The organism is Photorhabdus sp. S10-54, assembly GCF_963878145.1.
Taxonomy (GTDB): Bacteria; Pseudomonadota; Gammaproteobacteria; order Enterobacterales; family Enterobacteriaceae; genus Photorhabdus; species Photorhabdus kayaii.
This window is the reverse complement of record NZ_CAWNXG010000003.1, coordinates 85,436-107,356: the sequence shown is the minus strand read 5'-3', so window position 1 is coordinate 107,356 and position 21,921 is coordinate 85,436. Positions and strand designations below refer to the sequence as shown.

General features: G+C 40.3%; 20 protein-coding genes, 3 tRNA genes, 1 other RNA gene and 1 pseudogene. 8 read left to right on the top strand and 17 right to left on the bottom strand.

Going from position 1 to position 21,921, the window contains the following annotated elements:
* Window positions 1-149: 149 nt before the first annotated feature.
* Window positions 150-410: pseudogene (locus AACQ83_RS02800) on the top strand (helix-turn-helix domain-containing protein); the annotation flags it as partial.
* Between the two features lie 245 nt (window positions 411-655).
* Here the strand turns inward: AACQ83_RS02800 and AACQ83_RS02795 are convergent.
* Window positions 656-973, bottom strand: coding sequence for a hypothetical protein (locus AACQ83_RS02795; protein WP_112876176.1), 318 nt, complete (start codon window positions 971-973; stop codon window positions 656-658).
* 472 nt (window positions 974-1,445) lie between these two features.
* Here AACQ83_RS02795 and AACQ83_RS24515 point away from each other — a divergent pair, with 472 nt between their 5' ends.
* A complete protein-coding gene (locus AACQ83_RS24515) occupies window positions 1,446-1,844 on the top strand; it encodes a type II toxin-antitoxin system HicA family toxin (RefSeq protein WP_387440212.1) in 399 nt (132 codons plus the stop codon).
* A gap of 61 nt (window positions 1,845-1,905) precedes the next feature.
* The gene (locus AACQ83_RS02780) at window positions 1,906-2,313 is read left to right on the top strand and encodes a type II toxin-antitoxin system HicB family antitoxin (protein ID WP_112876177.1); all 408 of its coding nucleotides are present in this window, start codon (window positions 1,906-1,908) and stop codon (window positions 2,311-2,313) included.
* 36 nt (window positions 2,314-2,349) lie between these two features.
* On the opposite strand, the gene AACQ83_RS02775 is transcribed toward AACQ83_RS02780, so the two are convergent.
* From AACQ83_RS02775 to cydA, 15 genes are all read right to left on the bottom strand, one after another.
* Window positions 2,350-2,407, bottom strand: a tRNA-Lys gene (locus AACQ83_RS02775).
* 43 nt (window positions 2,408-2,450) lie between these two features.
* Window positions 2,451-2,583: non-coding RNA, RtT sRNA (locus AACQ83_RS02770), on the bottom strand.
* Between the two features lie 42 nt (window positions 2,584-2,625).
* Window positions 2,626-2,701 (bottom strand) — tRNA-Lys (locus AACQ83_RS02765).
* 35 nt (window positions 2,702-2,736) lie between these two features.
* Window positions 2,737-2,812, bottom strand: a tRNA-Lys gene (locus AACQ83_RS02760).
* Between the two features lie 147 nt (window positions 2,813-2,959).
* Window positions 2,960-3,730 carry a cell division protein CpoB gene (cpoB, locus tag AACQ83_RS02755; RefSeq protein WP_112876178.1) on the bottom strand — a complete coding sequence of 257 codons (771 nt, stop codon included), beginning with the start codon at window positions 3,728-3,730 and terminating at the stop codon, window positions 2,960-2,962.
* Between the two features lie 9 nt (window positions 3,731-3,739).
* Window positions 3,740-4,240 carry a peptidoglycan-associated lipoprotein Pal gene (gene pal / locus AACQ83_RS02750; protein WP_112876179.1) on the bottom strand — a complete coding sequence of 167 codons (501 nt, stop codon included), beginning with the start codon at window positions 4,238-4,240 and terminating at the stop codon, window positions 3,740-3,742.
* A 42-nt stretch (window positions 4,241-4,282) separates the two neighbouring features.
* Window positions 4,283-5,575 (bottom strand): Tol-Pal system beta propeller repeat protein TolB, encoded by a 1,293-nt coding sequence (gene tolB, locus AACQ83_RS02745; RefSeq protein ID WP_112876180.1) that lies wholly within the window; start codon window positions 5,573-5,575, stop codon window positions 4,283-4,285.
* A gap of 132 nt (window positions 5,576-5,707) precedes the next feature.
* The gene (gene tolA / locus AACQ83_RS02740; RefSeq protein WP_112876181.1) at window positions 5,708-6,769 is read right to left on the bottom strand and encodes a cell envelope integrity protein TolA; all 1,062 of its coding nucleotides are present in this window, start codon (window positions 6,767-6,769) and stop codon (window positions 5,708-5,710) included.
* A gap of 45 nt (window positions 6,770-6,814) precedes the next feature.
* Window positions 6,815-7,240, bottom strand: a complete 426-nt coding sequence (gene tolR, locus AACQ83_RS02735; protein ID WP_112876182.1) for a colicin uptake protein TolR — start codon at window positions 7,238-7,240, stop codon at window positions 6,815-6,817.
* 11 nt (window positions 7,241-7,251) lie between these two features.
* Entirely contained in the window at window positions 7,252-7,947 is a 696-nt protein-coding gene (gene tolQ / locus AACQ83_RS02730; protein ID WP_036812848.1) for a Tol-Pal system protein TolQ, read from the bottom strand.
* A complete protein-coding gene (gene ybgC / locus AACQ83_RS02725) occupies window positions 7,944-8,348 on the bottom strand; it encodes a tol-pal system-associated acyl-CoA thioesterase (protein WP_112876183.1) in 405 nt (134 codons plus the stop codon). The genes tolQ and ybgC overlap by 4 nt, the downstream gene beginning before the upstream one ends.
* Before the next feature lie 112 nt (window positions 8,349-8,460).
* A complete protein-coding gene (gene ybgE, locus AACQ83_RS02720) occupies window positions 8,461-8,751 on the bottom strand; it encodes a cyd operon protein YbgE (protein ID WP_112876184.1) in 291 nt (96 codons plus the stop codon).
* Complete coding sequence (gene cydX / locus AACQ83_RS02715) at window positions 8,745-8,867, bottom strand: cytochrome bd-I oxidase subunit CydX (protein WP_112876185.1); 123 nt, start codon at window positions 8,865-8,867, stop codon at window positions 8,745-8,747. Before cydX ends, ybgE begins: the two co-directional genes overlap by 7 nt.
* A 12-nt stretch (window positions 8,868-8,879) precedes the next feature.
* Window positions 8,880-10,019, bottom strand: a complete 1,140-nt coding sequence (gene cydB / locus AACQ83_RS02710; protein ID WP_112876186.1) for a cytochrome d ubiquinol oxidase subunit II — start codon at window positions 10,017-10,019, stop codon at window positions 8,880-8,882.
* Window positions 10,020-10,033: 14 nt separating this feature from the next.
* Complete coding sequence (gene cydA / locus AACQ83_RS02705) at window positions 10,034-11,602, bottom strand: cytochrome ubiquinol oxidase subunit I (protein ID WP_112876187.1); 1,569 nt, start codon at window positions 11,600-11,602, stop codon at window positions 10,034-10,036.
* A 695-nt stretch (window positions 11,603-12,297) separates the two neighbouring features.
* Here cydA and AACQ83_RS24510 point away from each other — a divergent pair.
* The 5 genes from AACQ83_RS24510 (at window position 12,298) to AACQ83_RS02685 (ending at window position 20,909) form a co-directional block, all read left to right on the top strand.
* On the top strand, window positions 12,298-12,468 hold the full coding sequence (locus AACQ83_RS24510) for a tail fiber assembly protein (protein WP_112876188.1): 171 nt from the start codon (window positions 12,298-12,300) through the stop codon (window positions 12,466-12,468).
* Window positions 12,469-12,770: 302 nt separating this feature from the next.
* Complete coding sequence (locus AACQ83_RS02700; protein ID WP_240000680.1) at window positions 12,771-14,519, top strand: phage tail fiber protein; 1,749 nt, start codon at window positions 12,771-12,773, stop codon at window positions 14,517-14,519.
* A gap of 557 nt (window positions 14,520-15,076) precedes the next feature.
* Entirely contained in the window at window positions 15,077-16,834 is a 1,758-nt protein-coding gene (locus AACQ83_RS02695) for a Hint domain-containing protein (protein WP_112876189.1), read from the top strand.
* A gap of 584 nt (window positions 16,835-17,418) precedes the next feature.
* A complete protein-coding gene (locus tag AACQ83_RS02690) occupies window positions 17,419-19,206 on the top strand; it encodes a Hint domain-containing protein (RefSeq protein WP_112876190.1) in 1,788 nt (595 codons plus the stop codon).
* 368 nt (window positions 19,207-19,574) lie between these two features.
* Window positions 19,575-20,909, top strand: coding sequence for a hypothetical protein (locus AACQ83_RS02685; protein WP_192880966.1), 1,335 nt, complete (start codon window positions 19,575-19,577; stop codon window positions 20,907-20,909).
* Between the two features lie 134 nt (window positions 20,910-21,043).
* On the opposite strand, the gene sucD is transcribed toward AACQ83_RS02685, so the two are convergent.
* Window positions 21,044-21,919: a succinate--CoA ligase subunit alpha gene (gene sucD / locus AACQ83_RS02680; RefSeq protein WP_112876191.1), complete on the bottom strand. Its 876-nt coding sequence runs from the start codon at window positions 21,917-21,919 to the stop codon at window positions 21,044-21,046.
* Window positions 21,920-21,921 lie beyond the last annotated feature (2 nt).

Here is a 21,921-nt window from a genome sequence, read left to right as displayed (position 1 = left end):
ACACGCTTGTTGTTATCATCGATGCACTTAAGTTGCCAGTTCTGAAAATGTGTCGGTAAATGAGAGTGCTGACACTGGAAGATTTCAATAATATGATGGAGCTACCGGGTTAACGCGGTTATCGACAAAGTAGAGCTGTGGAGTGAACAATGAGCATTAAACCCATTAGAACAGAACAAGACTATCAAGAAGCATTAAAAACTGTTGCCTCTCTGTTTGATAATCAACCTGAAATCGGCACACCTGAATTCGCCCATATGGAAGTTATGGTTCTACTGATTGAAGTCTATGAAGCAGAACACTACCCTATCGACCCGCCGCCAGATCCAATCGAAGCTATCAAATTCAGAATGGAACAATCTGGATTGATGGTCAAAGACTTAGAGACTGCAGTTGGCAAAATAAATCGAGGACACTGAGAAGTCCCCAGAAAATGAGACAGGCATAGAGTGTTTGTGATCCACCGATTGCTCAACCAATTCAATGGAATCACCTCTATGCCTGTTCGTAATGTATGTCAGATCTTTTTCCCGTACGCCTTAGCGCTATTTCACAAATATCGACAGAATGCCCTGATTAATGCCACTGTAATGATGTTCAGAGGTGCACCACTGACGTTGACCAACCTTGGACATTTTCTCGGGAAAGGCTCATGTTAAAAGAGAGGATTATTATTCGACCCAACCTCCACTTCAATTTCTGCGTTTAAATAACTGGCGAGATTAGTAGCTGTAACTTTATAGTAGTAAATAAGATTAGGAGGCGGTACAAGTATTTCAGTTCTGCCGGGATAGATCTCTATAGAATTATACAGAGTATAATCTCCAACTAAGGATGCCCAGTAGCTACTCACTTTAACTAGCGCTAAACTAACGTTTTTTATAGTTATATGAGGTTGGTGAGCAGGAACTAATATACTGCCATTCTTATAAATATCAAGAGTCTGATTAGGGTTTATATATACTCGTGCCATTTTATTGTTTCCTTATTATTACGGTTATTTGACTGTCTATATAGCAGGTGATCTTATCGGTGAAATTTAACTTAGCATTTACTCTGAGTAGTTAAATATTGAACTTTATCAGTGATGTAAAAATAATAAGATAACCTCATGGTTATATCAGTATTAAATGATTAGTAGGCAGAATTTTTTCTGGAATACATTAAATCTCAGCATTAAAATCAATCAGGTTAATTATGATCTATACATTGGTATAATTTGGAAAATAAAATAATGATGAATATTGTCTAAATAAAATTTCAAAATTGCAGATCCCTTGAAAGGAACTAAGTCCGATTTTTGCGATCTGATTAGTCGTCAAATCAAAACAAATCACTAACCAGTTGAGTAATGCCGTCATTACTCCAATATCTAGAAATAAACGCCGCCAGATGAAAAAAATTACCCATAAAAAACCAGCGATAAAGACTATGCACGCGGGTTGATGGCCATGTTGATGCTACATCAGGGAATATCAGTTTCTCATGTCGCCAGAACCCCTTGCGCCGCCCGCGCTTCAACCAATCACTGGATAAACGGGTTTACATTTGTCATGTTTCGCTCCTATAAAAAAGCAGGCACAACACCTACAAACATATTGATAGCGGAATTAATGTATGGGTATTATACCCATACATTAACCAAAGGAGGATTGATGGGTAGTGCAGAGCTAATAAAACTCCTAATAGCTGACGGATGGGTTAAAGCTAGACAAGACGGTAGCCATATCACTCTAACTAAACCCGGTGTTGCGAAAATAATCACAATACCACATCCAAGAAAAGACTCATCAAAAGGTGTCATCCGGCAGGCGCAAAATATTTCAGGGCTGAAATTACTATGATAAGGCATAACAGGCGCAGTTATACCGCCCTTTATTTGCAAAGCTGATTAGAGGTAATACTATGATTTATCCACTCTTTATATTTAAAACAGAAGATGGGTTTGACGGTTACTTCCCCGATGTCGAAGGCTGTTTTTTTGCTGGCAACACTTTAGAAGATGCTATCCGTGATGCAGAAAAAGCATTTGGGCAACACATGAATGTTTTAACCGAACACGGCGGCTATGTCCCTGCCCCTAAAGACTCATCCGATTACATTGGTGATCCTCGTTTGTCTGAGGATGGAGGGGTTATTGCTCTTATCGAGTTAGATCCAGCAAAATATGAGTCAAAAGCCATCAAATTCAATTTAACCATGCCTGGCAATCTATTAACTGCTATAGATCGCTACATTGAGAAAAACAGACACTATAAAAACCGATCTGCTTTTCTAGCTGAGTTAGCCAGAAAAGAAATAGCTCACCACTAACAGATTTAGGGTAGGAAACTGCCCTAAACAAAATTCTGCTCGGCTCGAACCTGCAACCCATTGATTAAAAGTCAACGGCTCTACCGATTGCGCTAACGACCCATCTAGGAGATTTGTTTTTGAATGAAGCTTTAAGATGGTGGGTCGTGCAGGATGACTCGGCCTGTGGCCTCGCCCTTCGGGCCAGCGCTCACGCGCTGTTGTCTCGCTTCGCTCGGCTCGAACCTGCAACCCATTGATTAAAAGTCACCTGTTCTACCGATTGCGCTAACGACCCATCTAGGAGATTTGTTTTTGAATGAAGCTTTAAGATGGTGGGTCGTGCAGGATTCGAACCTGCGACCAATTGATTAAAAGTCAACTGCTCTACCGACTGAGCTAACGACCCATCTAGGAGATTTGTTTTTGAATGAAGCCTTAAGATGGTGGGTCGTGCAGGATTCGAACCTGCGACCAATTGATTAAAAGTCAACTGCTCTACCGACTGAGCTAACGACCCATCTTGTGACTTCTCTCGGCAACGGCGGCATATATTACTGATTTCTCCACGCCACGCAATGATTATTTTTAAAAATTACGTTTAAATGCTTATTAAATGCTCAACCAACCCCGAAAATGTATTACTACACCCTTCCGGGGCCAATAATTACAGCGTAGAAAGCTTTTTCTCCGCCAGTTTAGCTGCGTTCGAACCAGGATATTGTTTCATGACCTGTTGATAAACCGATCTTGCTTTATCCTTCTGGCCCTTGTCCTGCATGATTAAACCAACCTTATAAAGCGATTCACCACTCTTCTGCGACTTTGGATACTCTTTTACTACCGTAGCAAAGTAATAAGCGGCTTCGTCTTTCTTACCCTTGTTATAATGAAGTTGCCCTAACCAGTAATTAGCATTGGGCATATAACTCGATTTTGGATAACTCTTCACGAAACGCTGAAAGGCTATAATCGCTTTATCGTACTCTTTGGTATTCACCGCCAAATGAACAGCAGCATCATAATCACCCTTCTCACTGCCCGTGCCGACAGATGATGATGCCTGATTGCTACTATTATTACTTGCCGTTGAAGAAGCTGTATTTGCAGTAGGTTTACTCCCCTCAGAACTGGTAGCCCCTTCCAGTTGCTGATAGATATCCTTCTGCCGCTCTATAATCTGATTGAGCTGATACTGATTCTCCTGAATCTGCCCTCGAAGCATGTCAATATCACGTTGAGAATCAGCCAGTTGTTGCTGGAGCTGCGTTAATAGCTGACTGTGAGCATTGGAAATACGCTCTAGTTGGGTAAGGCGCTCATCGGTAGAACCCGATCCGACATTACTGATTGGCGCTTGGGCAATAGCGGCCCAAGGAACCGCTACGCCAACCAATAACGACAGACCCAAAAAATGATGTCTGAAGTTACTGTTCATGAACTACTCTTAATATGCCAGTACTGCGCGACGGTTTTTAGCATAGGCGGCTTCGTCGTGACCCAGTACAGCAGGTTTTTCTTTACCGTAAGAGACGATAGAGATTTGCTCACCGGAAACACCTTTGCCTTGCAGGTACATTTTCACTGCATTAGCACGGCGTTCACCTAATGCGATGTTGTACTCAGGAGTACCACGTTCGTCAGCATGACCTTCTACAACAACTTTGTAAGATGGGTTGTTGCGCAGGAATGCCGCGTGAGCGTCTAGCAGCTGAGTAAAATCTGAGTTGATGTCGTATTTGTCAAAACCGAAATATACGATGTTGTTGTTTTGTAGCTCTTGCATTTGCTGACGAGCTAATTCCTCTGCTGACAGACCCGCATTAGTTTCGTTAACAGTGCCTACACCAGTCTGATCGTTATCAGCATTCTTGTTAGAACTACACGCTGCTACGGCCATAACTGGTAAAGCTAACATCAGCCCTTTTAGCACTTTGTTCAGTTGCATCTCTTTGATCCTTTTAAAATTTGCCATACATATTATTATGCATCACAGATACGGCGACCAGGCAGGAAATTTTACCTGTCCATCGGTTGCCGGAAGACGCGCTTTGAAACGCCCGTCAGTCGAAACTAGCTGCAATACAGTCCCCAACCCTTGGGTGGAGCTATAAATCACCATAGTGCCGTTAGGTGCGATACTCGGCGTTTCATCCAGGAACGTGTCCGTCAAAATTTGAACGGCTCCCGTTGCCAGATCTTGTTTAGCTATGTGCTGCTTACCACTCTCTGAGCTGACCATCACCACAAAATTACCATCCGCGCTTACATCAGCATCCTGGTTTTGTGTGCCTTCCCAAGTGAGGCGTTGCGGAGCACCGCCATTAATATCGATTTTGTATAACTGTGGACGGCCACCCTGATCAGAGGTATAAACCAAAGTCTGGCTATCCGGCATCCAACTTGGCTCAGTATTGTTACTGCGGCCATCTGTAACCTGACGAATCTGAGACGAACTCAAATCCATCACGTAAAGATTCAAACTACCCGATTTAGACAGAGCAAATGCCAATTTACTGCCATCAGGGGAAAATGCAGGTGCACCGTTATGACGCGGGAAGGAAGCAACCTGACGTACTTCACCACTCGCCAAAGTTTGAATAACCAAGGCAGAATGGCCACTTTCAAATGTCACATAAGCCAGTTTGGCGCCATCAGGAGACCATGCCGGCGACATCAACGGTTCTGGCGAACGGTGAACAGTGAACTGGTTGTAACCATCGTAATCAGATACACGCAGTTCATACGGATATTTACCGCCATTAGTCTTTACAATGTAAGCCAGACGAGTACGGAATGCGCCTTTGATGCCCGTCAGTTTTTCAAATACTTGATCACTGGCTGTATGCGCAGCATAACGCAACCATTGTTTGGTCACTTTAAACTGATCCTGAGCAAGTACTGTACCCGGAGCACTCGAAGTATCAACCAACTGATAAGAGATCAAAAAACCACCATCTGCGCTTGGTTGAATCTGCCCAACAACAACAGCGTCAATCCCCAACGCCGACCATGCAGCAGGTGTTACCTCAGATGCCGTCGTTGGTTGCTGTGGCATACGGCCAATATCAATAGGGTTAAATTTACCGCTGTTGCGAAGATCAGCGCCAACGATCACCCCTATCTCTTCCGGTGCATTACCCGCTCCAGTCCATTTAAAGGGGACAACGCCAATAGGACGTGCAGAATCGACACCTTGGGTGATCTCGATACGAACTTCTGCGTAAGCAACCGTGGCCCACAACATTAAAATGCCTAGTACTACTTTAAAAGCCTGCCTCATTAATCTCTCCCTTATCACGATGGAATAGTCGCAATAATTCGCAGAATATTAACAAACGTCAACAAACAAAACCAGATAGCTTAATAACATTGAATGGTTTTGTTTGTTATTAACAACTTCTAAATAACAACTTTATTGAGGTTTGAAATCAAGCAGCGCGTTTTTAAACGCTTCATAAACCTCCTTGCTTGGCGGTTTCGGAATTTTCGCTTGTTTAGCCGCCGCTACCGCCGCTTGGCACAACGCCTGGTCTCCCCCCTCTGACTTTACATCAATTAACAAGCCATCAGGAGCAAGTTTAATCCGTAATGCACAGGTACGCCCACGATACATGCTTGGATCGTAAAACTTATTCTGTATCGCTATCTGGATCTGCCCCAGATAGTTATTAATGTCAGCATTTGAAGCGCCACTTTTCTTACCGCCACCTTTACCGGCGGCAGAAGCCCCTCCCTGCTGTTTCGGTGCATTGGAAGTTAAGCCACCCAGTAAGTCATCAACTTCACTTTCCTGTTTAGCGGCTTGCGCAGCAGCTTTTTTCTTAGCGTCAGCTTCGGCCTTGGCTTTAGCCTTTGCATCTGCCTCAGCTTTGGCTTTAGCATCCGCTTCAGCCTTGGCTTCTGCTTTAGCCTCAGCTTCTGCTTTGGTTTTCGCTTCTTCCACAGCTTTTTGTTTAGCAGCAGCCGCTTTCTTAGCTTCAGCTTCGGCTTTCTTCTGTGCCTCAGCCTGCTCTTTAATCAGTTTTTCTTTTTCAGCCTTAGCCTTTGCCGCAGCTTCTTCTGCCTGTTTTTGCTCTTCACGGGCTTTGTTTGCTGCCTCTACAGCCTGCTTTTTCTGTTCTTCCGCTGCCTGTTGCGCTTTAATTCGCTCTTCTTCTACCGCTTTTAAACGTTCCTGTTCTTCAGCCTGTTTTTCCCTTAATTCAGCGCTCTGCTGTTCGGCTTTCTTCTTTCGTAACTGTTCTGCACGCTTAGCATCAGCCTGTTGTTGTTGCTGTTGATTGTACTGTTGTACTACCGCATTCGAATCGACCATAACAGCATCAATAACAGAACCTTCCTGACCACCACCACCCATTTCAGTTTTTCGTGTCAGGGAACCCCAAATAAGTAACCCAATCAAAATAATATGCAACACAACCGAAACGATAACAGCGCGATTTAATTTATTGTTTTGCCCGTTTGTCTTTCCCACGCTCGATATCCAAGATCTTCAAATAACAGCAACTGCCGGCCAAACTCAGATAGGCTGAGTCATTAAGCCAACGGATTTCACACCTGCCTGATGCAGCATGTTGAGTGCCTTAATAATCTCATCGTAAGGCACTTCTTTCGAACCACCGATCAAGAAAACGGTTTTTGGATTCTCTTTTATTCGTGCCTGCGCTTCCGCAATAATCTGCGGCTCAGGCAATAATTCCAATCGTTCATGGTTAACTATCATGGTGTACTGACCAACACCAGAAACCTCCACGATTACCGGTGGATTATCAGAGTTAGAAACCGTTTTAGAATCTACCGCATCCGGCAGATCAACCTCTACGCTTTGAGTGATAATCGGCGCTGTTGCCATAAAAATAAGCAACAGAACCAGCAATACGTCCAGTAAGGGAACGATATTGATTTCGGATTTCAGCTCACGCTTGCGACTACGAGTGCGTGCCATAGCCTCTCCTACTATTTGTTCTCTGCTTTATTTTCAGCAGCGAAAGCCTGACGATGCAAAATAGCCAAAAACTCTTCCATAAAGTTATCGTAATTTTGCTCCAGCTTATTAACACGCTGATTCAAGCGGTTGTATGCCATAACTGCCGGAATCGCCGCAAACAGACCAATCGCCGTTGCAATCAACGCTTCTGCAATACCCGGCGCTACCATTTGGAGAGTGGCCTGTTTTACCGCACCTAACGCGATAAATGCATGCATGATCCCCCAAACTGTACCAAATAGACCGATATATGGACTAATTGAGCCAACTGTCCCCAAGAATGGAATATGACTTTCCAGCGATTCCAATTCACGATTCATTGAGATACGCATTGCACGCGAAGCCCCTGTTACTACCGCTTCTGGAGCATGATTATTTGCATGGCGCAGACGGGCAAATTCTTTAAATCCAGAATAAAAAATTTGTTCTGTTCCACCTAAAGAATCTCGACGCGACTGACTTTCCTTATATAAGCGTGATAATTCAATACCCGACCAGAATTTATCTTCAAACGCTTCCGCTTCTCGAGTTGCTGCATTGAGAATTTTGGTCCTTTGAATAATGATCGCCCATGAAGCAACGGAAAAGCAGATCAAAATAAGCATGATCAGCTGCACCAAAAGGCCCGCTTTCAGGAATAAATCTAGAATGTTCATGTCAGTCACTGCTTAAACTCCGCGACAATAGACTTTGGAAGCGCAATTGGCTTCATTTGAGATGTATTCACGCAGGCGACTAAAACTTCTGCGCTGTTAATAATTGTTCCATTTCCATCAACAATGCGTTGAATAAATGTCAAAGACGCTCTACGAATATCCGTAATTTCACTCTGCACCTCCAACATATCATCAAGCCGGGCCGGGGCTCGGTAATCAACCATCATACGCCGAACAACAAAGGCAATTTGTTCATCAAGTAAACGCTGTTGATGAATTCCATGCTGACGTAACATCTCAGTACGTGCTCTTTCATAAAAGACAACATAACGGCCATTATAAACTATCCCACTCACATCTGTATCTTCGTAATAAATACGAATGGGCCACCGGAACAACGTATTACTCACTTTCAATCCTACATAAGGCGAATTAACGCTGCCACTATACTTAAGACAATGCGGCTTTGGAATAATGTGCAAATAAAAAATTTATGGGTTAAAAGCCCCATAACATGCAAAATTAACGCACAAAGAAATGATACAAACCCCAAATCAAAATCAAGAATGCCGGCAGAGGAGAGAAAAAGATACGCCAGACAATATTTCTTGGCTGAAAACCCACCCCGAAAGTCACACCTGTACATACAGACCATATTAGCAAAATACTTTGCCAAATCTGCAATGAACTGGTGTTAGCCGCAAAACGAGTAGGGTCCCAGAATACACAAGCCGCAAACACTAATGCCATAATAAGGATAAGGCCCCGTACAGGACCTTTATCCATTAGCCGATAATATTTATCTATCAACACGACTTCTCGCCATTTTTAGCGGCTTTTTCTTCTTCATTATGCTCAAGCGCCAAGGCTGCGATTATAGCGAAACTACACGCCAAGAGCGTTCCGAGAATCCAAGCAAAATACCACATGCTTTATGCTCCTTAGTACAGTGAATGTTTGTTATCTTCAATAAAGCTTTTATCCAAACGCCCAAACATTTTGTAGTAACACCAAATGGTATATCCTAGAACAATTGGGACAAAAATCAATGCAACTACAGACATGACACGCAGCGTCATCAGGCTTGAAGTGGCATCCCACATCGTCAGGCTGACGTTAGGATCAGTGATTGAAGGCATCACAAATGGGAACATCGTTACACCGCAGGCCAGAATGATGCCAGCAATTGTCAGTGAAGAGAACAGGAACGCCCACCCAGCTTTATTCATACGCGTCATCAGCATCGTCAGCAAAGGCGAAGCCACACCCAGTGCCGGTAGTACCCACAACCACGGATAGTTGTTAAAGTTAGTCAACCAGGCACCCGCCTGATGAGCGACTTCTTTATGTAACGGATTAGACTGAGCCATTGTATCCAAACCGCCAGTCACAACATAGCCATCAATACCATAAATCAGCCATACACCTGCCAACAGGAAAGCCACCATTGTCACCAGCGCACAGAGATAAGTTGCGACACGAGAACGCAGACGTAGCTCACCCGTAGTACGCATTTGCAGATAAGTTGCCCCCTGAGTCACAATCATCATCAAGCTGATAATTCCCGCCAATAAACCGTACGGGTTGAGCAATCCAAAAAAGGAGCCGGTATAGAACAGACGGAGTTGGGAATCAACGTTAAACGGCACCCCCTGTAATAAATTACCGAATGCCACACCGATAACTAATGGTGGAACAAAGCTACCGACAAATATTCCCCAATCCCACATGTTACGCCACTTGCGGCTTTCCAGTTTGGAGCGGTAATCAAAACCAACCGGACGAAAGAACAACGCAGATAACACCAAGATCATAGCAACATAGAAGCCAGAGAATGCCGCGGCATAAACCATCGGCCATGCGGCGAACAGCGCTCCACCGGCAGTAATCAGCCAAACCTGGTTACCATCCCAATGCGGCGCCACTGAGTTAATCATGATGCGACGCTCAGTATCGTTTTTGCCGATGATACGTAATAGGATACCGACTCCCATATCAAAACCATCAGTTACCGCAAAACCGATTAGCAATACACCAATCAGTAGCCACCATATAAATCGTAGTACTTCATAATCAAACATAAGTGGACTCCTGTTTACTGAGCATCGGGTGCTGAAGTTGTTTTCTGTTCAAAATGGTAACGACCCGTTTTCAGGCTACTTGGGCCAAGGCGGGCAAATTTGAACATCAAAAACATTTCTGCAATCAGGAATAAGGTATAAAGGCCACAAATCAGCGCCATAGAGAACAAGATATCGCCGGCAGTTAAATTGGAACTCGCCACCGCCGTTGGCAGAACTTCACCAATCGCCCACGGTTGACGACCATATTCCGCCACAAACCAACCTGATTCTATGGCAATCCACGGCAATGGAATACTGTACAGGGCGGCGCGCAGTAACCATTTTTGTTTACCAATGCGGCCACGGATAACACTCCAAAACGCCAGACCGATCAACAATAACATCAGGAAGCCGGCCGCAACCATGATACGGAATGCAAAATAGAGCGGCGCAACACGAGGAATAGAATCTTTTGCGGCTGCTTTGATTTGTTCTTCACTGGCATCAGTCACTTTGCTGGTATAACGTTTCAGCAACATGCCATAACCCAGATCTTGTTTATTCTCATTGAATGCAATACGAACAGTCGGGTCGGTGTTACCTGCACGCAACTCTTCCAACAGATGATAAGCCTTTATACCATTACGAATACGCTGCTCGTGCTGGTCCATCAAATCACGCAGACCAATGACCGGAGTATCAACAGAACGGGTAGCAATCAGCCCCATAAGATAAGGGATCTGAATGGCATATTTGTTTTCCATTTTATCCTGATCCGGGATACCTATCAGTGTAAAAGCGGCCGGCGGTGGTTGGGTTTCCCATTCAGCTTCGATGGCGGCCAGCTTAGTCTTCTGTACATCGCCCATTTCGTAACCAGATTCATCGCCCAATATAATAACAGACAGCACAGCCGCGATACCAAAGCTTGAAGCAATCGCAAATGAACGTTTGGCAAATGGAATATCACGGCCTTTAAGCAGGTAGTAAGAGCTGATACCGAGAACGAAGATCGCCCCGGTCACATAACCCGCGGCAACGGTATGAACAAATTTCACCTGAGCAACCGGGTTCAGCACCAGTTCAGAGAAACTTACCATCTCCATACGCATGGTTTCAAAGTTGAAATCAGAAGCAATTGGGTTTTGCATCCAACCGTTAGCAACCAAAATCCAAAGTGCAGAGAAGTTAGATCCTAATGCGACCAACCAAGTTACCGCCAGATGTTGTGTCTTACTGAGACGATCCCAACCGAAGAAGAACAAGCCTACGAATGTAGACTCCAGGAAGAACGCCATCAGGCCTTCAATCGCCAGAGGCGCACCGAAAATGTCACCGACATAGTGAGAGAAATATGACCAGTTAGTCCCGAACTGGAACTCCATAGTCAACCCTGTTGCAACCCCCAGAGCAAAGTTAATACCAAATAACTTGCCCCAGAATTTTGTCATATCTTTATAAATTTGTTTACCAGAGAGCACATATACCGTTTCCATGATCGCCAGCAAAAACGCCATACCAAGCGTTAGTGGAACGAATAGAAAGTGATACATTGCAGTTAAGGCAAACTGTAATCGTGACAGTTCGACAATATCAAACATCTTGACTCCTTGCTCCTAGCAGGAAGACACCGACTTGCGGCAACCTGACTTCATATAAGCACTTTTCTCAAAGTACTCATGTGGAAGCCTCGTAACTACCAGCAATAAATGCCTTTAAAATAACAACTCATAACCAAGTAAATTAAAAACTAATTAGACTAATAGTATAGTACGCTTATATTCCCATACAATAAATAGGTTTTACGTGATTCAGATTAGAATTCTGAATATAGGTCAAGAATTGCGGTCATTGTTTAATGGGAATTAACTTGATCCAAGTCAATTTAAGCAAATTAAAACAATAATGCTATAGTAATAACTTGATTTTAGGTATCTTTTTCTGGTTAGTGTTAATTACTTTGTCTATTATTTCATTTTGGTTGATATATTGTTAATTATTTGTTTATTTAGATAAATATTGATTTCTATATTGCTGTGAAATGGCTTTTAAAATTAGCTTCTTATTTTGATCCTTAAGAAAATATTATTATTAACTTTGCATTAACAGTGAGATCACCACCATTTAGCTGTCATTCAGATAGCATAATGACACGCAGCTAGAGAACTAAACTTCCCTCTTAACAATAAATCTCTTCAAACTCAGCTAAACGACTTAGTATCTTAAGTTACACAGTCCAACAATAATTGTGTAAAAATATTTTACATAACAGAAAAACTGCGCGTACCAGCAGGTAATGACCAAAATGCCTTTTTTCCGGCTCCCACAGACTGGCTCTTCCAGGCTCGTGCTATTCACCACCATAACTGAGATGCTGTCGGAAGCTGAAAAAAAGTTACTGTACTGGAAAAGGTATTTGGTATTACCAAGTCGGGCTGATGTTTCTTTGGCATCAAACATTAAATGAATAATTATTTTTTCTGGTCATTTAATATAAAATCAAACTTTTCACTGTAAATTAATTATTAGATAACACGGATATTATTGAGGATGGCTTACAATAAGAAATTGAGAGAGAAAACAATAGCTTTCAGATGTTGAATTTTTCATTTTCACCAATTAACTAAAAATAGTTAATCCTTTAAGGCATAAGAGAATTTAATTATTAATTAACTGAACTAGACTGTAATTGATATGAATTATTGAAGTATTTTTCAATAATTCAATATGTTGACTATAAAATAATGTTATTTGATTTAAGGAATGAATATGAATATAAAAAATGATTTTAAAGCTTTTTCTATCGGCAATAATGCTAATGTGTTGAGCCAACAAATGTATGAAACAAGTAACAATTTAGATCGTGGTTTTGAAAATGAAAAAATTATCACTCATGATTTAAATAAAGCATTACGTCAATCGTCAACCATATCATCAGTGGTGGCTGATTTTATTGCAACACAATCTGGTGATGATGTTCTGGATGATGGAAATATAGCTAAACTTATTAACCAATTAAATAAAGCATTAGAAAAAAAAATCACAACAGATATTCCCAATGCCTCATTAACACAAAAAGGAATTGTCCAACTAACAAATGAAATTGGCGATAATGACACGCTGGCAGCGACGCAAAAGCTTGTTCAGAAAGAAATAAATTCATTGCGTGAAAATATTAATGAAAAAGTACCCAACACCCGAACAATAAATGGGAAAGCATTAACCGGGGATATTACTATTAATGCTAAGGATGTAGGAGCGATATCAACAGATACAGATCTTCCCAGTGCTTCGTTAACACAAAAAGGTGTTGTTCAACTAACAAATGATCCTGGCGATAATGACACGCTGGCAGCGACGCAAAAGCTTGTTCAGAAAGAAATAAATTCATTGCGTGAAAATATTAATGAAAAAGTACCCAACACCCGAACAATAAATGGGAAAGCATTAACCGAGGATATTACTATTAATGCTAAGGATGTAGGAGCGATATCAACAGATACAGATCTTCCCAGTGCTTCGTTAACACAAAAAGGTGTTGTTCAACTAACAAATGATCCTGGCGATAATGACACGCTGGCAGCAACGCAAAAGCTTGTTCAGAAAGAAATAAATTCATTGCGTGAAAATATTAATGAAAAAGTACCCAACACCCGAACAATAAATGGGAAAGCATTAACCGGGGATATTACTATTGATGCTGAGGATGTAAGAGCGATATCAACAGATAATGTAATACATTCAATGAAACACGGTGATCTAGATGGATTGGAAAATCTACATAATGGTTGTTCCGGGTTTAACCCCTCCGCGTTGTTCCTGACTAAATATGGGCTGCCACGTGGCAATGGTGGCGTTCAATTAAGAATTAGCAATATAAATGGTAAATCAAGCGAAGAGGAAGACGATGTATGGAGCCACAGGCTGATTTTTACCCATTTTGGCGATACATATCGTACAGATCATATAAATGAATATTATAAACTGACACGTAAATTTTGGGACAATCTTAATGCCAAACCAGATTTTAATGGATACCTAAAAATATCCTCTCCGATAATAGAAATCTATCCTGATGGCACATTTTCAACTAACGAAGAATCAGAAGGTGCAGAAGTAAGGAAAGAAGAAACAGGAATATACCGTATATCAAATATCTCAGGCTATAACACTGATGGCGCCTGGGGTGTGCATGGCGGTATTTCTGTTCCCCAAAACAATAATAATCTTGAATTGATTTTCGTTGACGATCATATCCAACCTGATGGTTCTATTATCATTGAAGTCTGTCACCGCCAACATTCGCATTTACCTGAGAAATTTCAGAACTGGCGGCTCAAATCTGTTGATGATGATGGCAAACAGGTGTTCTACCAAGACGGGGAACCCTGTGATATTCCCGAATATTGTCGTTTAGATATTCGTGTCCAAATGTCAGAAGATTCACTCTGGAACTTGAAACGAAACAAGTTACAGGAAGAAATAGAGAGTACCCGCGTTTCTGACGATACATTGTAGTAACACGGGGCCGTATGGCCCCGTATCTTATTTTATTTAAACTTCAAGATTGGTAACTGAGATTCAGCATCACTCCATGTTTTTTTATGCCTGTAGTGAGTGAGACATCCAGCTTATCGCAGATTCCTGTGGATAGAAATGAAGCTTTGCCGATGCGAAACAATATGAAGTTAAAAAAATCTCTACAAGAAAAATAGTGGAGTTTGTTAACAACTTGACATGGGAAACTTGACAATTTTCTACAAAGGGCTATTAGTTATAATACCATCTTTATTTAGTATTCCTTTTACTCTGTAATACCAGAATGATATATATATTCTTGCAACTGTTTATTTAACTGGAGAGATTCTTATGCATATCTACTATTTGCCTTAATCATAACTTACAAATGAAATTACAATATTAACATACTATCACTATCACTATCACTATCACTATCAGTTTAAGATTCAGTGAATAGTAATATTTTAATATTATTATTGATATGCCGTGACTCGCACACAAGATATATGTGAGTTATTGCTTACAAATCCTCTATTACTTCATGGAATAAAATTATGACTCTATACAGAAAAATATTTATTCTTTTCATCATGATGTTTTCCCCGATAATATCCAGCTATGCGGATACCGAAATTAAGTTATCTGACAAGGAACTTCAAGCTATATCTCAGCTATTAGAGAAAATTGAACCTAATAAACCGACATTGATAGATTTAACTAAATCGGAAAATGAGAACGGATATATCGCATTATTAAAATCCCAAGGTGTTACAAAACAGACACATCCTGAGATTTTTGAAGATATCGAGCTTATGAAGAAGCTAACACGTGAGAGTGGAAAATCGCTTGAATTAGAGAACTCGCCTACAGAGCCAGAAAATTATTTTGGTACTCCCAGAATAGTATTCTCCGAAGATTCCAAATCAATTTCAGCTCAAGCTTTTAGTTCCATATATTTTCCTCCTGTTACTACTTTAAGCAAAGATACCATTAAAACTGACGCTCAAGAGACATCGTCACAAAGTGGCATCACAGTTGTTGGCATAGACAAAAAGGGGAAGTTCAAAGCAACCCACATGTACGCACATAAAACGGCAATCGACACAGAAGTACGGGACTCTTTAATAAGTACCGAGGAATATAATCTTACTGCCTTGAAGCAACTTGATTCTATTTATGCTGTTGTCCGTTACCAAGGGAAAAAAAACGGGATATCTAACCCTCCTAAACCAATGTTAATTAAGTCAAATACACTGACAGACTTAGAAAATCCTTTTAAACTCTTTCAGCCTCACACAATGAATAACCACGCGCCGACTCATGTAAAGAATCCATTAACGCAATCGGTAATCGTTTGCTTAAATAGAGCAAACCCTGAACCAGGAACTCCTCGTCAATGCGATTATGGTCCAACATCACCCGGTAATCCAAATATCAATCTGAAAATAGCAGGTAATGTTACATTCAATAACCCTATCGTAGTTGATGAAAAAGGGAAGCCTACAGCAGTTCAGGGAATCGAACCAAAAGCAGATCTGACACTAATTGGTCTTAATACTGGAGGGGCATGTAAAGTAAGAGGAATAGATGAAGGCATATTTTGGAAACATACAAAAGTCACTAGTGACCCTGCCACAGGTAATAATACAAATTTATCATGGGATTTTTCTAAAAACACAGGTTACGCTGATTTTGGACCAGTATGCTGGAAAAATAACGAAAGATATATACTAGACCTACAGGCTACTATTGTAACAATGCAAGGTGATAACGCATTTCCTGTCCTATTTTCTTATACCAATAACCCCAGTAGTAAAGCGGACGCTTCACAATTCATTTATCCACCCATTCAAATCCAATATGGTTGCATTGCAGAAGGCACATTAATAGATATGGCTGACGGCTCAAAATGGAAAGTTGAAAATATACGCCCAGGCGATAAAGTTTTAACTAAACAAGGAGGTATCTTACAAGTAAAAAGCCGTATTGTCGGTCACGATACTGAATTTATTGATTTAATTTACAATAATGGTGAGCAGATCTCACTGACGCCAACTCATCCTGTCTCAACATCACAGGGAATAGTCAAAGCCGAAGACCTTAAGGCCGGTGATACAATACATACACTTGATGGCCAAATTACCCTTACCTCAGTTAAACAGAGAAAATCAGAACCATCAAACGTGTATAATTTTGTCTTAGAAAAGACAGATAGCCAAAGTGAATTATTACCTGAAGATGCTGTGCTTTCTGCCGGTGGCATTTTGGTTGGTGATAATAACCTGCAAAGAAAAGTGTCGATATCAAATTAATATCTCAGATTAATAACAAAGTGCTGGCTTCTTTAGTCAGCACTAATTTCTAAGTAACGCATTTGTATTATTTTTATAGTTGAGAATGAAATCCAGCCAACGAAAAACAGCCATAAGACTCTGTTCTATCGTCTCCTTTACCGGGCGTACTTCTTTTCTCCCTACAATGTCAACCGGTTTTCTCTAGAATGAAAGCTAGAAGAATACTGCAATAGCACTTAATAAAAGTCCCACGAGAAAAATAGTGGTATTTGTTAACAATCTGATATGAGAAACTTGACAATCTTTTATAAAGAACTATTAATTATATAAACGATTATAGCACCACCTTTAGTATCTATTCTTCCTATGCTTTTAAAATATTATATATGGCGGATTCAACTAATAAGTGTAATTTTTCAGAAGGCAGTCAGTTGCTATAGTAAGAATCTTTACTACTCATCTTACTCATAATTTCAAAAATAAATTAAAAAAATTGCAAATTATCAGTTTAAAGAAGTAATGCATTAATATTATATTGACTAAAAAATAAAGCATATGTAATTAATTACTTACAAAACTATATTATTTCACAGGATAAAATTATGACTCTATACAACAGAGCACTTGTTTTTTTCATCATGCTATTTTCCCCTATAATATCATGCTTTGCTGATACCAAAATTAAGCTATCTGCCGAAGAAAGCCAGGCTATGTCTCAGTTATTAAATAGTCTTGAACCTAATCAACCCACATTGATCGATTTAACTCAACCGCAAAACGAGAAAAGATATATCGCATTATTAAAATCCCATAATATTACAGAACAGACACATCCTGATATTTTTGAAGACATCGAAACTATGAAAGCACACCAAAATGCATTACTTAAAAATGGACAACGACTTGAAATACAAGATTCGGTTATAAAGCCAAAAAATTACATTAGTCATCCTAGAATAGTATTCTACGAGAATAACAAATCAATTTCAGCTACTGTTTTTGCTTCCCTATATTTCCCTGGTTATAATATTTCAAACAGCAATACAATTGAAACTAACGCTGGAAAGGCAAAGTTACAGGGCGGCCTCTCAATTATTAGCTCTGACAACCAGGATGTTAAAACACTACATGTATCCGTACGAGAAAGTACAAAGAATAATGGGGTACGGAACTTTGTACTATCCACCCCAGAATATAATTTTGCTACCTCTGGACAACATGGTAATACGTATCAAGCTATTTCCTTTTTCCAAGGGGAAATAAATGGGATACCACTCAATAACGCGCCAATAGTAGAGAAGTCACTGCCGCTGCAAGACCTTGAAGATTCTTTTAGCAACTTTTTCCCTCAAAGTATGGAAAACAATGCGCCAGTTTATGTAAATAATTCACCAGAGAACGAGAAACCGATAATCGTTTGCTTAAATAGAGCAAACCCTGAACCAGGAGCTCCTAGTGAATGTGATTACGGTCCTACGTCGCCAGGTAAACCAAATGATCAGTCAACCATCAAGCTGGAAATAATAGGTAATGTTACATTCAAGAACCCTATCGCCATTGATAAAAATAGGAAACCTATAGCAGCTCAAGGGATTTCACCAGCGATAGATCTGACACTGGTCGGTCTCGATACTGGCGGCGCATGTAAATTAGCAAGAGATATAAATGAAGATATATTTTGGAAACATAAAAAAGTCAATAATGATCGTATTAAAGGCAATAATACAAATTTATCATGGGAATTTTCTAAAAACACAGGTTACGCTGATTTTGGACCAATATGCTGGAAAAATAACGAAAGATATATACTAGACCTACAGGCTACTATTATAACAGTGCAAGGTGATAACGTATTTCCTGTCCTGTTTTCTTATACCAATAACCCCGGTAGTGAGAAGAGCGCGTCACAACTCATTTATCCACCCATTCAAATCCAATATGGTTGTATTGCTGAAGGCACATTAATAGATATGGCTGACGGCTCAAAATGGCAAGTTGAAAATATACGCCCTGGCGATAAAGTTTTAACAAAACAAGGAGGTATCTTGCAAGTAAAAAGCCGTATTGTCGGTCACGATACTGAATTTATTGATTTAATTTACAATAACGGTGAACAGGTTTCACTGACGCCAACACATCCTGTCTCAACATTACGAGGAATAGTCAAAGCCGAAGACCTTAAGGACGGTGATACAATACATACACGTGAGGGTCAGACTACCCTTACCTCAGTTAAACAGAGAAAATCAGAACCATCAAACGTGTATAATTTTGTCTTAGAAAATACAGATAGCCAAAATGAATTATTACCTGAAGATGCTGTGCTTTTTGCCGGTGGCATTTTGGTCGGTGATAATAACCTGCAAAGAAAAGTGTCGATATCAAATTAATATCTCAGATTAATGACAAAGTGCTGGCTTTTTTAGTCAGCACTAATTTCTAAGTAGCGCATTTGTGTTATTTTTATCTCTGAGAATGAAATCCAGTCAATGAAAATTTGACATAAGAAGTTTGACAATTTTTCACAAATAACTATTAACTATAATACTATCTTTAGTGTTCGTTTTTTCCTATAATACCAGAATATTATATATATATTCTTACAGCCATTTATCTAACCGGAGGAATTATTATGCTGGCTCATAACATTCAAGATGAACTTACGGTATTATCACACTTCTGTTTAAGACTCAATGTATAGTGAAGCTTCAATATTATATTGGTATACCATGGATATCATATAAAACATGTATTATTCATGGCTTACAAACCCTCTATTATTTCATGGAATAAAATTATGACTCTATATAACAAAATATTTATTTTTTTCATCATGATGTTTTCCCCGATAATATCCAGCTTTGCGGATACCGAAATTAAGTTATCTGCCGAGGACAATCAGGCTATATCTCAGCTATTAGAGAAGATTGAACCTAATAAACCTACAGTGATCAATTTAACTAAACCGGAAAATGAGAAAGGATATATCGCATTATTACATTCCCATGGTGTTACAAAACAAAAACATCCTGATATTTTTAAAGATATCGAGACTATGAAAGCGAACCAAAAGGCAATATTTAAGCAAGGGGAATCACTTGAAATACCAAAATCGCCTACAGAGCCAACAAATTATTTTGGTAATCCTAGAATAGTATTCTCTGAAGATTCCAAATCAATTTCAGCTGAATCTTTTGGCTCCCTATATCTTCTTGATTCCAATACTTTAAGCCAAAAATCGCTACAAATTTCTCTCTCAATTTTTGGAAAAGATAAAAATGGGAATACTAAAAAAATCGCATACACAGACAGAAATATAAGCGGCACAGATTTACGGTACTTTCTAATATCCACTAACAAATATAATTTTTCTAACTTGAAGCAATTTGATTCTATTCAGGCTGTTGCTAGTTTCCAGGGGAAAAAAAACGGGATATCTCTCACTCCTCAAGGACCTATATTAATTAAGTCAAATACACTGACAGGCTTTGACGATCCTCCTCTTAAATACTTTCAACCTTATAAGATGAACAACACAGCACCAACTCATGTAAAGAATCCATTAACGAAACCGGTAATCGTCTGCTTGAATAGAGCAAACCCTGAACCAGGAACTCCTAATGAATGCGATTATGGTCCAACATCACCCGGTAATCCAACAATAAAGCTGGAAATAATAGGTGATATCACATTCAATAACCCTATCGCGATTGATGAAAAAGGGAAGCCTACAGCGGTTCAGGAAGTAAAACCAGAGGTAAATCTGACACTAATTGGTCTTAATACTGGGGGGGCATGTAAAGCAAGAGGAATAGATAAAGATATATTTTGGAAACATACAAAGGTCAATTATGATCCTGCCAAAGGTAATAATACAAATTTATCATGGGATTTTTCTAAAAACACAGGTTACGCTGATTTTGGACCAGTATGCTGGAAAAATAACGAAAGATATATACTAGACCTACAGGCTACTATTGTAACAATGCAAGGTGATAACATATTTCCTGTCATGTTTTCTTATACCAATATCCCCGGTAGTAAAGAGGACGCTGCACAATTCATTTATCCACCCATTAAAATCCAATATTGAAATCCAATGGAAAAAATCAATCGGCAAAGATGAATTATGAAATTTTCGATGCTAAAAAACTATTTTTAACCAGCTTTTTAACGGTCTGAGGCCACTTCACAGTGGCCTCATAGATAAGCACCTCTTATCAATGCTTACTTGCCAGCGAGTAAATCCTTCACTGCATCACCGATGTCTGCCAGACTGCGAACTGTCTTCACACCAGCCGCTTCCAGAGCAGCGAATTTTTCGTCCGCCGTTCCTTTACCACCTGCAATGATGGCGCCAGCATGCCCCATACGCTTACCTTTTGGTGCAGTCACACCCGCGATGTAAGCAACAACCGGCTTAGTGACGTGTTCTTTAATATAAGCCGCCGCTTCTTCTTCTGCCGTTCCACCAATTTCACCAATCATTACGATGGCTTCTGTTTGCGGATCTTCCTGGAACAGTTTCAGAATATCAATGAAGTTAGAACCTGGAATTGGGTCGCCACCGATACCAACACAGGTAGATTGCCCTAAACCGGCATCCGTTGTCTGTTTTACCGCTTCATAAGTCAGTGTTCCTGAGCGGGAAACAATGCCAACTTTACCTGCTTGATGAATGTGTCCCGGCATAATACCGATCTTACATTCATCTGGCGTAATGACTCCCGGACAGTTAGGGCCGATCATACGCACACCTGCTTCATCCAATTTCACTTTAACCGCCAGCATATCCAGCGTTGGGATACCTTCAGTAATCGTGATGATCAGTTTAATACCAGCGTCGATCGCTTCCAGAATAGAATCTTTACAGAATGGCGCAGGAACATAGATAACAGAAGCCGTTGCCCCTGTTGTGTCTACCGCTTCACGAACGGTATTGAAAACAGGTAACCCTAGATGTTCAGTACCACCTTTACCCGGCGTTACCCCACCAACCATTTGGGTACCATAAGCAATCGCTTGTTCTGAATGGAAAGTACCTTGGCTGCCAGTGAAACCCTGACAGATAACTTTGGTGTTTTTATCAATTAAAATAGACATTA